The sequence below is a fragment of the Paraburkholderia jirisanensis genome (assembly GCF_054782355.1).
In genome coordinates this window covers 193888-207716 of record NZ_BAAGSQ010000033.1, presented here as the reverse complement: position 1 = coordinate 207716, position 13829 = coordinate 193888, and the positions used below count along the sequence as shown (strand labels likewise).

At 64.0% G+C, this 13829-nt stretch carries 12 protein-coding genes; 2 read left to right on the top strand and 10 right to left on the bottom strand.

Annotated elements, in window-relative coordinates; all coding sequences use genetic code 11:
* Positions 1–13: 13 nt before the first annotated feature.
* On the bottom strand, positions 14–865 hold the full coding sequence (locus ACYVNQ_RS33005; RefSeq protein ID WP_460909011.1) for a type 1 glutamine amidotransferase domain-containing protein: 852 nt from the start codon (positions 863–865) through the stop codon (positions 14–16).
* A 289-nt stretch (positions 866–1154) separates the two neighbouring features.
* Between ACYVNQ_RS33005 and ACYVNQ_RS33000 the strand changes: the two genes are divergently transcribed.
* Entirely contained in the window at positions 1155–2072 is a 918-nt protein-coding gene (locus tag ACYVNQ_RS33000; protein WP_460909009.1) for a LysR family transcriptional regulator, read from the top strand.
* Positions 2073–2134: 62 nt separating this feature from the next.
* Here the strand turns inward: ACYVNQ_RS33000 and ACYVNQ_RS32995 are convergent, their stop codons facing one another.
* The 9 genes from ACYVNQ_RS32995 to ACYVNQ_RS32955 form a co-directional block, all read right to left on the bottom strand.
* Positions 2135–3232, bottom strand: a complete 1098-nt coding sequence (locus ACYVNQ_RS32995) for a ferritin-like domain-containing protein (protein ID WP_460909007.1) — start codon at positions 3230–3232, stop codon at positions 2135–2137.
* Between the two features lie 45 nt (positions 3233–3277).
* Positions 3278–5221 (bottom strand): hypothetical protein, encoded by a 1944-nt coding sequence (locus tag ACYVNQ_RS32990; protein WP_460909005.1) that lies wholly within the window; start codon positions 5219–5221, stop codon positions 3278–3280.
* A 90-nt stretch (positions 5222–5311) separates the two neighbouring features.
* The gene (locus tag ACYVNQ_RS32985) at positions 5312–6121 is read right to left on the bottom strand and encodes a VOC family protein (RefSeq protein WP_460909003.1); all 810 of its coding nucleotides are present in this window, start codon (positions 6119–6121) and stop codon (positions 5312–5314) included.
* A gap of 49 nt (positions 6122–6170) precedes the next feature.
* Positions 6171–6908: a UbiA family prenyltransferase gene (locus ACYVNQ_RS32980; RefSeq protein WP_460909001.1), complete on the bottom strand. Its 738-nt coding sequence runs from the start codon at positions 6906–6908 to the stop codon at positions 6171–6173.
* The gene (locus tag ACYVNQ_RS32975; RefSeq protein WP_460908999.1) at positions 6905–8269 is read right to left on the bottom strand and encodes an alkaline phosphatase family protein; all 1365 of its coding nucleotides are present in this window, start codon (positions 8267–8269) and stop codon (positions 6905–6907) included. The genes ACYVNQ_RS32980 and ACYVNQ_RS32975 overlap by 4 nt, the downstream gene beginning before the upstream one ends.
* A complete protein-coding gene (eboE, locus tag ACYVNQ_RS32970) occupies positions 8247–9377 on the bottom strand; it encodes a metabolite traffic protein EboE (RefSeq protein ID WP_460908997.1) in 1131 nt (376 codons plus the stop codon). The genes ACYVNQ_RS32975 and eboE overlap by 23 nt, the downstream gene beginning before the upstream one ends.
* Positions 9374–10549: a 3-dehydroquinate synthase gene (locus tag ACYVNQ_RS32965; protein ID WP_460908995.1), complete on the bottom strand. Its 1176-nt coding sequence runs from the start codon at positions 10547–10549 to the stop codon at positions 9374–9376. The genes eboE and ACYVNQ_RS32965 overlap by 4 nt, the downstream gene beginning before the upstream one ends.
* Before the next feature lie 88 nt (positions 10550–10637).
* Positions 10638–11534 carry a TatD family hydrolase gene (locus tag ACYVNQ_RS32960; protein ID WP_460908993.1) on the bottom strand — a complete coding sequence of 299 codons (897 nt, stop codon included), beginning with the start codon at positions 11532–11534 and terminating at the stop codon, positions 10638–10640.
* Positions 11535–11552: 18 nt separating this feature from the next.
* A complete protein-coding gene (locus ACYVNQ_RS32955) occupies positions 11553–12401 on the bottom strand; it encodes an EboA domain-containing protein (RefSeq protein ID WP_460908991.1) in 849 nt (282 codons plus the stop codon).
* Between the two features lie 732 nt (positions 12402–13133).
* Between ACYVNQ_RS32955 and ACYVNQ_RS32950 the strand changes: the two genes are divergently transcribed.
* The gene (locus ACYVNQ_RS32950; RefSeq protein ID WP_460908989.1) at positions 13134–13787 is read left to right on the top strand and encodes a hypothetical protein; all 654 of its coding nucleotides are present in this window, start codon (positions 13134–13136) and stop codon (positions 13785–13787) included.
* Positions 13788–13829 lie beyond the last annotated feature (42 nt).

Here is a 13829-nt window from a genome sequence, read left to right as displayed (position 1 = left end):
GCACAACCCGCGCTTACGTCTTCTGCTTCAGCTTGGCGACGAACGCATCGCCAAACGCATCGGACGAAAACGGCTGCTCGCCGCTCACCAGCTCACGATCTTCGATCACGTTCGGCTGCCACATGCCGATCCGATCGACGTGAGCACCCGCCAATGAAAGCGCATCGGCCGCGTAGAACTTCACGTCGCCGCCGAGTTGCTGGCCCTTGCCTTCGATCGCATGTTCCTCGCCGGTCGAAAACACGGTCAGGCGATAGCCGGCGTACGGCCAGCCGCTGGCGAGCTGGCCCGCCTTCATGAAGTCGCCGGCCACCATCGCGTTGCGGAACGCTTCCGGATCGTGCAGCGTGGAAAGCAGCGCAGTCGGACCATGACAGATAATCCCGGTCGGCCGGCCCGTGTCGTGGAAGCTCAATAGGATCTTGCCAAGCGTCTTGTCATGCGACAGATCCTGCATCGGCGCATGGCCGCCCGGAATGAAAATGCCGACGTAGCCGCTCGTGCCCTGTGCGGCGATCTGCGTCAAGGTCTGCGGATGCTGGACGCCGGGCAGGCTGCGCACGAACTGTTCTGCCTGGGCTCGCGCGGTCTCGCTGCCGCCGAAGAACATCTTGTCGTTCGACACCGGATCGAACGAAGCGGCATCGCCTTGCGGGTTCGCAAATACCGGCGTGTAGCCCGCTGCGATCAGCTTCTGCAGCGGAACGGCCAGCTCGTCGAGATAGTAGCCGGTGTTGTATTCCTTGCCGTCGCGCAGATCGAGTTGATGCGCGCTCGACAGGATCACTAGCACCTTGCGTTGCCCGGCCTGCGACGGCGTCTGCGCCGTTGCGGTATTCTGCGCCAGCGTTGCGGCCGCGACCAAGCCTATGGCACACAACGCGCTGATCGGGCGTAGCACACGCGACTGCCACGATCTGCGCGTGCGCAGCGGTTCGGTGGAGGGAGTGTTCGCCTCGATGGCGTGATGAGGGCGCACAGGCTTTGAGGAAAATATCGACATGGTGAGTTCTTTAAGCGTCAGCAGGGTGGTGAACGGTTTTCCGCGGCGGCGGTGGGTCGCAGACAGGCGGCACCGCTGATAGAACTCTATTGCGTCGAGCGGTGGCGATAAACCAACCCGAGACCACTTCACAAGTTACATGGCGTAGCGAATGACGCGAACCTTCGAGCCGATCCAGCTAGGCAGCATTGAATTGTTCTGCAAGACCGCGGAGCTGGGCAGCTTCGTCGCGGCGGCTCAGGCATTGAGCATTACGCCGGGTGCGGTCAGCCGTTCGATTGGGCGGCTTGAAGAGCGGCTCGGCGTGCGCCTGTTCACGCGCACCACGCGACGCATCAGCCTGACCGCGGAGGGCACGCTTTACCACGCGGAATGCCGGCAGGCGATCGAACAGATTGCCGGCGCCGAACGGGCCATCACCGGCAAACAGCTCGAGCCGAGGGGCGTATTGCGGATCAGCGCACCGACGACCTATGGCCACTTCCGGCTGGTGCCGCTGGTGGCCCGCTTCTGCGAGGCCTTTCCGACGGTGGAGGTGGAGCTGGACATCTCCAATCGCAACATCGATTTCGTCAACGATGGTTTCGATCTGGCGATCCGGCGGGGCGATCCGCCCGACTCGCAACTGGTCGCGCGGCCGCTGGAGAATGTGCGGCTTGGGCTCTATGCCGCGCCGGCCTATCTTGCGCGTCGCGGCACGCCGGCCAGCGTTGCCGATCTGGCGCAGCACGACTGCATCCAGTTTGTTTTGCCAAGCAATGGGCGCCCCGTTCCGTGGCGGTTGCGCGATGCCGATGGCGGCGACCTGAGTTTCGAATTCGAGAGCCGCTATCGCGTGCATGGCGACGTGCTGGGTTGCGTGAACCTTGCCCGTGCCGGCGCGGGGATATTTCAGATTTATCAGTTCATCGCGCAGGAAGCGGTTGCGCGCGGCGAACTGGTCGAGATCCTGCAGAGCGCCAATGGGCGTTCACGGCCGTTCTCAGTACTCTATCCGCGCAACCGGCATCTGTCGGTGCGGGTGCGGGCGTTTGTCGACTTCGTTCTCGATGAACTGGCCGCGCGATAAGCGGGCATGGGCGGGTTCACCGCCCCTTTTGCATACAGGGGCGGTGAACCGCTTGCGGCGAATTACCGGGGTTCGTGCGTGCGCATGAACGGCGGTGCCGCGTACAACGGCACCGGTTGATCTTCGAGACGGAACTGCATCACCTGTTGCGCCACCAGCTTCAGCTCGAACATGATGCCAAGCGCCGCGTTCAAACGCTCGGGGTGCCCGTTGAAGGTTTGATCCAGCGCCACCAGCAAGCTGTGATAGGCCTCATAAAACTGCTTGCCGGCGATCTGCGCGCCGCTGCCCCGCGGGTAATCGGACAGCGCCGCATTGCGCTTCAGGTTGATGATGTTGCTCTCGTCGAGCGGCACCGCATCCCCGGTGTACGACCATCCGGACGGTGCATCCCGGTTGGGCACCAGCCGATGCCCGTAGAAGATCTCGCCGAACTTGAAATAGTGCGCATAGTTGCCGTCGTGCCCTTCGAACGGGTCGATCCGGTCGTCGCGAATCTGCACGCCTTCGCCTTGCCAGATGATCGTGTTGAGCGCCGCAGTGGCCGATTCCATCGAGTGCACCTTGCCGTCAGGAAACGACTTGATCTCAGGCGGGAACCACTTGCTGATATCGATCTGCTGTTCGAGACGAGGTTCACGGAAGATGTGTTGGCCTTGTGCGACCAGCTCGCCGAGCTTCTTCAGAATCGCCTGATAGAACACCCCGATCGACGCATAGCTGGTCTGCGCCGCTTCGGCGCGCAAGGCCATCTCGCCGGGCAGGATTGCGGTGGTGTCCGGGCGTTCGATTCCCATGAACACTTCGCCTACCTGTTGTTTGGTCAACGAAGCCAGCGTGACCGTCAGGCCTTCGTCGACGCACATCGGCAGCGGGCCCGGATAATACAGCTTCAACGCATCTTCGAGAATGCGCGGCTTGCCGCCGATCGCAATCAGCGTGTTGGCGGCCAGCGTCATATGCAGCATCTCTTCGACCACGATCGAATGCACCAGCGCACGCGCCTGCTGGTTGCCATCCTTGATCGAGAACAGCGCGGTCAGATACGGTGGAATCGTCGAGTATTCGAGCGACACGGCACCCGCCAGCAGTTCCTGAACATCCGTGATATTGCTGGTCGCCTGCAACCTGCTGATGATCTCTTTGCGAATCTTCAACATGATGATGTTGTCCTGTTCTATGTATGCAATGTGGGGTGGCCGGTTTTAGCGCTTGCCGAGCTTGGAGAGCGCGAGGTCCGTCACGGGCGCGTCTTCGCGGTTGCCAGCGAGCGAGCGGATCGGGCAGCGCTGGCCGAACAGCTTCTGGCGGTCGAGCGTCTTGCCGGATTGCTGCATCACATTGTTGAAGTAGTTGATCAACATGCGGCGCTTCGTCGAAGACAGGTCGCGCGTCACCGGCATCTGGTCCGGATCGTCGACAGGTTTGTCAAACACGAAGTGCATGATGAACGCGGCGGAATCGGCCACTTCCTTCTTCGAAAAATCGAACAGGCCCTTGCTCATCACCGGGTACAGATTCGCGTACTGCTGCAGGATCGGCTGTACGTCTTCCCAGCTCGGGTGGTTCAGGTCGATCGTTTGTCCTTGCGCAGGAAAGGTGCTGTAGACCACCGCGGCGATCTTGTCGAACGGCTGCTGGATGGCGGTATCGTCGCCGGCGAAGTTGTACGACACCACGTACAGCTGGCCGTCGATGTAGCCGCGCGGATTGCCCATTGTTTCCGGCCCCGCCACCGTGATGCGCACCTGGCCGCGTGCATCGGTGCGCACGTCGGCGGGCGTGATGTGCAGCCCGTCTCCAGGGATGTTGTTGACCGGCAGCAGCGCTTTGGGCGTTGCGCCCGGCGCCTGGCTGGCGGGCGTGTTGCTGAAGTCCGGCGCGGGCGAGCCGATCCAGAAGTTCAGTGCGCGGTTCACGCAGGGTTCGCCATACTGTGCCGCGTACAGCACGCTTTCCGCGCGGTTGGCGCGGCTGTCGTTCGGATCGAGCTTGAACGTGAACGTCTCCGGCCGCACTTCGAGGCCGTACGGCGCTTCGCGCACGTTCACCTGCACCACCGGGCCGGTGGGGGTTTCCACCGTCTGGACGATCGCGAGCGGTTTCCCGCGCAGCGCCAGCAGCATGTCGTTCGACAGCGGCAACGATTGAATGCCGCCTTCGATCATCTGCAGATCCTGCGACTGGTCGACGTTGCCAAGCACGACATAGTCGTGCTGGCCAAGCTCGGTCTGCTGCGTGATCGACTCATCGCGCAGCACCGCGAACTGCAGGCCGCCGGTTTGCGCGATCTGGTTCTTTGCATTGATCGGCAACGCATTGCTCAGGTCGACCTGCAGCGTGTTCGTCGCAGTGTCGATAAACGACGAGAAGCAGCCGATGCCGGTCGTGCTTGCCATATCGCCGGCGGCGTTTTGCGTGGTCGGCATAAAGCGGCGGCCGAGGATGAACGAGCGCGGCTGGCTCGCGATGGCCGGCCCGATGTTGCCGATCAGCGTGCCATAGCCGAAATCCGGCACCAGTTCGCCGGCATCGTTCTTGACCTTTTGCTTGTAGCCGTAGGTGGTGAGCCGCACCGATAGCGCGTCGCGTTCGGACGCGTCGCGCAGCTGGTCGAGGAACGGGCTGTGCAGGTCGTCGCGATGCCAGATCACGTCGGTCAGAATCGACTGGAACATCGCCGATGCGCCCATGTCGCCGCCACCGGACGCGCGTGCGAACCACAGGTCGCGAAACGGATTGGATTCGTAGCGGGCCGTCATGATCGGCTTGCCGTCGCGTCCGACCAGCGACACCGACAGCCCGTAGATATTCGACGCGAGCTGCCAGTCGGTATCGAGATCGACCATCTTGCCGGACGGCCGGTCGAGCGAGTTGCCCACGTTGCAGCCCAGCAGCGGGTCGGCAGACAGGTCGGTCAGCAGGCGGCCGGCGCGGTCGCGCAGACTCTTCACGGTGCAGCTGTCAAAGCGCAGGATCGCGGTGCCGGTGGGGTTCCACCAGCCGTTCAGGGCGCTGCTCGTCGAGAACTGCTGGAACTCCGGCTCGAAGGTTTTCGAATCGAAGTGGCGGGGATCGTTGTTGACGGTCGAAACGTCAGCCTGAAACTTGCCGGTGAACGCAAGCCTCGGAAATTGCAAGTAGCTCATCTTGTCTCCTTGAGGGAATTTCGCTAACTCGGTACATCGCAGTGGCGCTGCATCCGCAGGCGGATTCAGGAAGGGTTGTCGGGTGACGCTTCAAAGCGACGCATCAAACGGTTTGATCAGGCCGATCGCGTTGCCTTCGGGGTCTTTCACCATCGCGAAGGTGTAGCCGTCGACGCTGACCGGGTCGACATAACGCGTGCCGCCATGCTCGAGCGCGCGGCGGATCGCCGCGTCGAGATCGTCGACGCGCAGATAGAAGTTCTTGCCGGGCTCGTAGCCGGGCGTGTTCGGCTCGGTCTGACCGATCCCGCCGAGCAGCGGTGTGACGCGCGCCGGAAACGGAATGTAGGCAAAGCCTCCCGTGCCGGTTTCGTAGTTCCAGCCGAATACGTCGTTGTAGAAGGTCTTTAGCGTCGCCTGATCGCGCGCGATGATCTCGAACATGACGCCCGGGTGGCGATTGGCGGGGTTCGATGCCGGCGCGCTGGCCGCCACGGTAGCCGTGGTTTGAGCGCTGCGCACGAAGCCTGCATGTGTTTCGAGGAATTCGACGAGCATGAACGGTGCGCTGCCGGGTTTGCTGTCCGATGCGGTAAACAGTTCGCCGTGACGTTTGACGAACGTGGTAAACAACGGGCCATTCACGTGACGCACAAACGCCGCGGTATCGCGATAGGTCTCGAAGAACAGTACTGCGAGCGGATCCGACGGCGGCAGCGATTGCAGCGTCGCATCGCTGCGCCGCGGACGATGCACGAGGTAGGTCAGCGTATCGGGTTCGTCGCGCTCGACGTCGCGCGCGAGTTCGCGTAGTGCTGCATCGGCCGCCGCTTCGCGGCCGGGCCGGATGAACCAGCGCGACGTCAGCGTGACGGGGCGTTGATCGAAAGAGTGGCTCATGGTGCTCCTTGCGTCGGTGCGTTGCAGTTGGAGGGCAGGTTCAGGTGTGTCAGTCGCCGCGCACATAACGCTGCGCAGCCCGCGTCAGCGCGGTTCCCGCGACGCCCGCCAACAGCCATACCGGGTTCACGAGCACCGCCAGCACGGCGCCATCGAGCAGCGCGATCGCGGCGAGCATCCACGGAATCACCGGCCATGCATATCGTCGCGCCGCGGTCTTGCCTTCATAGCGAGCCACGAGAGTCAGCACCAGCACGTATCCCGCTTGCACGGCTCCCGCCAGCCACACCTGTGCCGGCACGCCGCCGCACAGCGCGAGCGCGGTGACCACATAAACCAGCAGCCGCGCGCTGGCCATCGCCAGCACCGTGGACGGATGAGCCTTGTGGAAGCGGTCGTAAAGCCAGATCACCGCAAACAGTGCCACCCCTGCTGCGAGCCCGGCACGATGCGGCGTGACCAGCAACGAAAACAGCGCGAGCCCAAACAGCGCGAAGGTGACCACCCGCGCGTGCGCGAGCGTGATGCGGCCAGCCGGAATCGGCCGGTAGCGCTGGTGCACGCGGTCGTGTTCGAGATCGCACAGATCGTTTAGCCCCATCCCGCCGCAATAGAAGCAGGACAGCGCGAAGCACAGCAACAGCGCGCCGGTGATGTTCTGCGTGTTGCCCGGCAGGTCGGACAGCACCGCGGCGGTCAGCACGTTGGACCAAACGGTCGGCAGGTTGCTGACGCGGCACAGCGCCAGCATCGCGTAGAAGCGCTGATTCAGCCCGAGCGTGCTCATGGTTCGAAAATATGCTGCAGCAGGTTGGCACACACGTCGGTCGCGGCGAGCTGGCTGTCGCGGACCTTGCCGCGGCGCGAGCTCATCAGGATCGGCGCGTCCCCGTTGGCGGTGCGGATGCCGTGCGAGCCACGCACCAGCGTCGCATCGAGCGGAATCACGTCCATCGTGTAGCGTAGGCCGAGCGCCTTGCGCGCGAGCTTTGTGCCGATCTTCAGCGCCGGAAAGCGGATCTGCGGATCGACGAACAGTTCGACCGGGTCGTAGCCCGGCTTGCTGTGAATATCGACGGTGCGCGCGTAGTCGGGCGCGGCGGCGTCGTCGAGCCAGAAGTAGTAGGTGAACCAGCTGTCGGGTTCGGCCAGCAGCAGCAGTTCGCCGGCGCGTGCGTGCGCGACGCCGTGGTGCTGCTTGCCGGTTTCGTCGAGTACTTCGCCGACGCCGGGCAGCTTTTCGCAGACGCGGCGCACCGCCTCGAGGTCGCGCGGATCGCGCACATAGACGTGCGCGATCTGGTGATCGGCCACCGCGAACGCGCGCGATGCGCCGGTGTCGAGATAATCGCGGCCGAGGTCGCGTTTGATCGCGACGAAGCCTGCGTCGCGCAGCGCACGATTGATATGCACCGGCCGTTCGACCGGCACGATGCCGTATTCCGACAGCACCACGATCTCGACGCCGCGCGCCCGCAGGCCGTCGATCAGTTCGCCGCACACGGTATCGATGTCGCGCAGGTCTGCGGCGAGGTCGCCGTGCGGGCCGGTGCGCTGCAGGCAGTAGTCCAGATGCGGCAGATAGATCAGGTTCAGCGTCGGTGCGAATTGCTGTTCGACCGCGAGCGCTGCCTGCGCGATCCAGCGGCTCGAACGAATCGTCGTGCGCGGCCCCCAGAAGTCGTACAGCGGAAATTGCCCGAGCTGCTCACGCAGCGTGTCGCGCAGTCCGGCGGGCTGCGTATAGAAGTCCGGAAGCTTCAGGCCGTCCGCGCAATAGAGTGGCCGCGGGGTCAGCGTGATGTCGGCGTCGGTGGCCATCGCGTACCACCAGAACGTGTTCGCGCAGGTGAACGACGGATCGCGTTCGCGTGCCAGATGCCAGATGCGCGGCGCTTCGACGAGGCGATTGCTTTGCCGCCACAGCAGCACCTGGTCGAGCTCGCGAAAGTACCAGCCGTTGCCGACGATGCCGTGCTCGGCCGGCCGCTTGCCGGTCAGGTAAGTGGTCTGCGCCGAGCAGGTGAGCGCGGGCAGCGTCGCGTCGATGCTCGCCACTTCATCGCTGAACGCGCGCAGCCGCGGCGTGTGTTCGCCGAGCAGGTTTTTCGTCAGCCCGACGACGTTAATGACGGCGGTGCGCTGCATCGAGGGTCTCCCTGACCCAGTTCAGCTCGCGCGCAATCGAATCGCCGAGTGAAGCGAGGCGCAACGACGCGGGCAGCACGCCGAAGCTATAGGTTTCGACTTCGAGCGGCGTGCCTTCGGGCAGCCGCGGCAGACAGTCTTCGAGGAAAAAACGCGTGGTGCCGACGCCGGTGCCGCCAAGTTCGCCGAGGAAAACTGGCACATGGAAATGCACGCGGCACTCTTCGGGCGTTTCTCCCTGTTCGAGCCAGCGGGCCAGATCGGGCAGGTCGGCAAAGCGTTGCAGTTCGCCGTTGCGTCTTAGTACGACGGCCTGATGCAGATAGGTCGGTTCATCGAATTGCAGCAGATCGGCAACCGCCTGGCCGCGTGCGCGCAACGCCGACGACACCTGCACCTTGGCAACCGGAATGCGCGCGCTGGCCAGTTGCGCGAGACAATCGGCTGCGCTTTCGAACTCGACCGCCTGATGGCAGCAGTCGAAGCAGACGCCGACGTGCGCCGCCAGCGAGTCGGGAAAGTCGATCCGCTCGAACAGTTCGACCGCTTCGCGGGTGCGCTCCAGCACGCAGTGCGGTTCGGGTTCGAGCGCGAGGCGGATCAGCGGGCCGCCTTGCTCGCGGATCCGCGCGAGATGCGCGGCCACTTCGAACAGGTTGGTTTTGACGGCCGGCCAGTCTTGCGAAGAGAAGCCTTCGCGAAACGCGATCGGCACCGTCGAGATCGACGTGGTGCGGCTCGGCGGTGTCCATTTCGCGAGGATGTCGGCGAGCCGTTTGGTGTACACGACCCGGCGCAGGTCGCGCCAGTCGGGCAGATAAACGTTTGCCTTGACGGCCGTGCCGTGAAATGACCCGTATGGAAAGCCGTTTAGCGTCAGCACGTAGCAATCGTGCTCGTCGCACCATGCGGAAAAGCGCTGGATTTCGGCGTCGTCGAGTTCGAACGCGGCTTGCGCCGAAAGCCGCAAGCCGAGCGGAAAGGTGTGGCTGGCGGAGCAGGCTTCTTTCACATGCAGTGCGTGCTCCTGCAGATTGCGCCGTACGTCGGCCCACGCTTCGCCGGGGTAGATGTTGGTGCAGTAGGTCAGCGGGAAGTTGCGTTTCACGCCGCGTCCTCCTGCAACGCGACGGTGCGCAGTTCGCGTAGTTCGGCTTTGCATTCGTTCATCGCGGCGCTGTCGATGCGGTCGACTTCGATGCCTTCGCCGATGCGCTTGAGCAGCGTGATGCACAGCCGCCCGCCGAGGTGTTCGCGGAACTCGTTGAGCGCCCGTTCGACATCGAGCTGGTCGAGCGCCGGATCGTCGAGCACGAAGCCGATGTCGCGCAGCGTGGTCAGCACCTGCTGCGCGGCGGTGTCGTCGAGCATGCCGATGCGCCGCGAATACAGCACGTCGAGCGCAATGCCGATCGCCACCGCTTCGCCATGCCGCAGGCGGTGGCCGGAGATTTCCTCGAGCTTGTGCGCGGACCAGTGGCCGAAATCGAGCGGCCGCGCGCTGCCGCGTTCGAACGGGTCGCCGGAGCGGCGGATCTGCGTCAGATGCAGTTGCGCGCAGCGCACGATCATCGGCTCCATCGCATGCGGCGCGAGCGCGGCCAGTTCGAAGCGCTGCTGCTGCAGCTGCGTGAAAAACACCGGGTCGCGAATCAGCGCGACCTTCACGGCTTCGGCGATGCCGGCGCGCTGGTCGGCGGCGGGCACGCTGGTCAGCAGGTCGAAATCGTTGACCACCGCCAACGGCGGCATGAAGGTGCCGACGAAGTTCTTGCGGCCGTGCCAGTTGACCGCGTTCTTCACGCCGACGCCCGCATCGTTCTGGCCGAGCACGGTGGAAGGCAGGCGGATCAGCCGTACGCCGCGGTGTACCGTGGCGGCCGCGAAGCCGACTGCGTCGAGCATTGCGCCGCCGCCGATCGCGATCACGTAGCTGTGCCGGCACAGGCCGAAATCGCGTGCGAACGCGTAGAGCGCATCGACCTCCTGCAATGCGTGTTTGGCGGCTTCGCCGCCGCGCACGATCCACGCGGGGCGCACCAGTTCGAGTGCATCGCCGTGGGCTTGCGCGTAACGCCCGATTGCGCGCGGCAGTTCGGGGCGCGCGTCGGCGAGGCCTGCATCGACCGCGAACAGCACGCGCGCCCTCGTGCCGTGTGCCGTCGTATGGCGGATCAGATCGGCGAGCACGGGATTGGCCGGCTCGAGCGCGCGGCGCGTGAAGCACACGGGGTAGCTGTAGCTGACCTCGAAAGTCTGGTCGATGCGGTGTTCGAGCATAAGGGCTCCTGTGTGGCCAAGCGCGGAAAGGGAAGCGGTGCAGCGAGGTGCGGCCCGTTGCGGCGAGTTGCAGCCGGCCGCCCGTACGCTAGTTCGGTACCGGTTCGTCGATGCGCGGCGCCTGGCCGCGCAGCACCGAGTTGTCGGCGAACAGCGCACGCTGGTCCAGACGCGGCGCCTCGTCGAGAGCGGCAACGTCGATCTGCTGCGATTGCGCGTACGCATCAAGCGCATTGCCCCAGCACACCGCTTCGACGTCGGCGCGGGCAATGCCGCGTTCGAGCATCAGCCGCGCGGTCTTCGGCACCGACAGCGGGTCGCTCACGCCCCAGTCTGCCGAACTGTCGACGATGATTCGCTCGGGCCCGTACTGGCGGACCACTTCGACCATCCGTTCGGAGCCCATCTTGGTGTTCGGATAGATCGTGAAGGCGGCCCACGCGCCGGCGTCGAGCACGTCGCGTACGGTTTCCTCGTTGTTGTGATCGATCACCAGCTTGTGCATCGCGATGCCGTGTTCGCGCGCGACGTCGACCGAGCGCTTCGTGCCGTTCTTCTTGTCGCGATGCGGCGTATGCACCATCACCATCATGTCGTGCTGACGTGCGAAATCGAGCTGCGCCTGAAACGCGAAATCTTCGGCCGGCGTGATCTCGTCGTAGCCGATCTCGCCGATCGCGACCACGCCTTCCTTCAGCGCGAAATGCGGAATCAGCTCGAGTACTTCGCGCGCAAGGGCTTCGTTGTTCGCTTCCTTCGAGTTCAGGCCGATCGCGCAGTAGTGCGCAATGCCGAACTGCGCGCAGCGAAACCGTTCCCAGCCGATCAGGCTGGAAAAGTAGTCGATGAAGCTGCCCGCATTCGTGCGCGGCTGGCCGAGCCAGAACGCCGGCTCGATCACCGCACGGATGCCGGCGGCGGCCATGGCCTCGATGTCGTCGGTGGTGCGCGACGTCATATGGATATGCGGGTCGAAAAATCTCACGGCGGCTCCTGACGAGGGTTAGACGAACTGCAGTACGTGTTGCGTGAAATGGCCGGCGCGGGCGCGCTCGATAAACTGCGCGTGGCGTTCGCAGGCGCTGCGCTGCCAGGTGGTGTGGTTGTCGGCGGCGTTGCTGTTGTTAGCGCTGCTGTCGTGGCTGCCGTTGCTGCGGTTGTCGTACGCCAGCGCGCCGGCTCGCGCGAGGCCGAGCAGCGCGCCGCGCTGGGCCGCGTCGTCGCCGGTGGCCAGTTCATGCCGCAGCGCCTGCAGCCCGCGTTCGCCCGCGTGCGGGCCGAGACACAGCCACAGTTGCGGCGCGATGCTGCGGCTCGCGCTGCGCCGTTCGTCGGCCAGATCGAGCGCCATCCGCGCGAGTTCCGGCGAGAGTCGCTGGTCGAGGCCGTGGATGCGCGACAGCGGCACGTCGATAAACAGCGCCTTGATCACGAGCTGGCGCCACGACGCATCGTCGAAGTGAGCGGCCGGGTAGGGGGAATCGCACGCGGCGGCTTCGAACACCGTGCGCATATTGCTGCGGCAGCCTTCGCCGGCGCGCCAGACAAAGCGCTCGCCGCGCGGCAGCAGCGGCAGCGCGCGATACAGCGCGCAGCATTCGCCGTGGTCGGCGAAGCGGAACAGATGTTCGAACACGCCGGGGAAGCCCTCGCTTTCGAGGTCGGCGGATGCGAGCAGCAACACGATGCGCAAGGTTTCCAGCACGCTCCAGCGCTCGGGATCGCAGCGCACGGGTTTGTTCGCGGCTTCGTTTGCGGGGTCGCCGGCGGCGCCTCTGATCGCCTGCCGTTCGTCTGCATCCAGCGCGAGCAGCGGGCCGGGCCTGACATGGCGGCTCGCTAGCGAAAGCAATTGCGCACGCCGCTCTTTCGACGCGCCAGTGCGTATTTCATTGAGTGCGGATATCAGGAAAGCATAGGCGCCGGGCGTTAAACGCCTGGCAAGGGGTTCGATAAAATCCGCAGCGGCATTGTGTGGGCGACTTTCCATGCGCGATACGTTTTATTTTCAAGTGACGGCAATGAACGCGAATCGCCGTGGGCTGTTCCGGCATTCGGTCGATTCATCACGGCGTGTTGATCCACGCAGCACCTGTCGGGTGCTGCGCCCCTGAAAAGCTTAGGCGGATGCGGGTGCGCTGCGGCGCTACGGTCTCGCTCTGAATGGTTATCGAAGCCTCGTGGTTCCGGGGCACGTTGTAGTTGTCGCCTGCGGCTATCGGCTGCCGCTGTGGAACGCAATATATACGAACTTAAACGGTACTGCAAAAAGTTGTCAGTGCTTTATTCATTGAACATGTTATGCGAAAAAGATGATCAGAATTTTCTGCAGGATAAAGAATGAAATCTATGAAAAGGCATAATCCGTATTTCACGAAAATGAAAAGATCCCGGTATACGAGGACTGTCGATACGAAAAACCGTCGGGCAAATAAATGACATGAAAATAGAATAAATTGCAATTGCATGGCCCGGCATCACACTGCTTGCAGGCCGGCTGGTCTAATGACCTGCAGTGCGCTGGCGCGCACGGATCGCCCGGCGACGCTGGGCGGTTCAACCGCGATTACCTGGAGGGTGCCCTATGCCAAGCTTTCACGTCGGCGAATTGATCCATACCGCTGCGCACGATGCGCAGATCGATGCGGCAATGCGTGACCGTGCGGTTGCGCAAAACACAGGCGGTGCGCGCACCGGGCCGCTCGTGCAGCCGCACGCGCTGTCGTTTGGGGGCCGCGAGCAGAGCGCGGCGGCAAGCGGTCATTCGGTGCTGCGGCTACGCGGTGGCGGGGGCGCGCTCGGCAAGGGCGGCGGCATGGACGACGATAACCGGCACCTGTTGCGCACCGGGGGGAACAGCGGCACTTACGACGTCGCCGGTCGAGCCGAGCTCAATGCTCGCGAGATGAACGAAGCGCAGTTTGCCGCGCGGCGCAGCGATCTGCAGTGGCGGCTCGACAAGGCCGACAGCGAGATGAACGAAGCTACGCATAGACACAGGCTGGCGACCGAGCAAAGGGGCCGGCTCAAAGCCGACATCGAGCGGCTCGAACATGAAAAGGGGCAGGCTTCACCGAATTCTCCGCGCGTAGCGCAGATCGATGCGCAGTTGCGGAACATGAATAGCTCGTACGACAGGCAGTTAGAGGTGTTATTGACGCATCAGACAGCGGTCATGGCCGCCGGTCGAAAATACTTCCGTATCAAGCAGGAGCTCGCGCTGTTACGGCGCACGTGAGAAAGTCGCGAGAGCGCGTGACTGCGCAACGCCGGGAGGCGC

Excerpts from the sequence above, each read along its gene's own strand:
- ACYVNQ_RS32990 (WP_460909005.1), bottom strand. The coding sequence starts at position 5,221 with ATGAGCTACTTGCAATTTCCGAGGCTTGCGTTCACCGGCAAGTTTCAG.
- ACYVNQ_RS32985 (WP_460909003.1), bottom strand. The coding sequence starts at position 6,121 with ATGAGCCACTCTTTCGATCAACGCCCCGTCACGCTGACGTCGCGCTGG.
- ACYVNQ_RS32950 (WP_460908989.1), top strand. The coding sequence starts at position 13,134 with ATGCCAAGCTTTCACGTCGGCGAATTGATCCATACCGCTGCGCACGAT.
- ACYVNQ_RS32965 (WP_460908995.1), bottom strand. The coding sequence starts at position 10,549 with ATGCTCGAACACCGCATCGACCAGACTTTCGAGGTCAGCTACAGCTAC.
- ACYVNQ_RS32995 (WP_460909007.1), bottom strand. The coding sequence starts at position 3,232 with ATGTTGAAGATTCGCAAAGAGATCATCAGCAGGTTGCAGGCGACCAGC.
- ACYVNQ_RS32975 (WP_460908999.1), bottom strand. The coding sequence starts at position 8,269 with ATGCAGCGCACCGCCGTCATTAACGTCGTCGGGCTGACGAAAAACCTG.
- ACYVNQ_RS32980 (WP_460909001.1), bottom strand. The coding sequence starts at position 6,908 with ATGAGCACGCTCGGGCTGAATCAGCGCTTCTACGCGATGCTGGCGCTG.
- ACYVNQ_RS33000 (WP_460909009.1), top strand. The coding sequence starts at position 1,155 with ATGACGCGAACCTTCGAGCCGATCCAGCTAGGCAGCATTGAATTGTTC.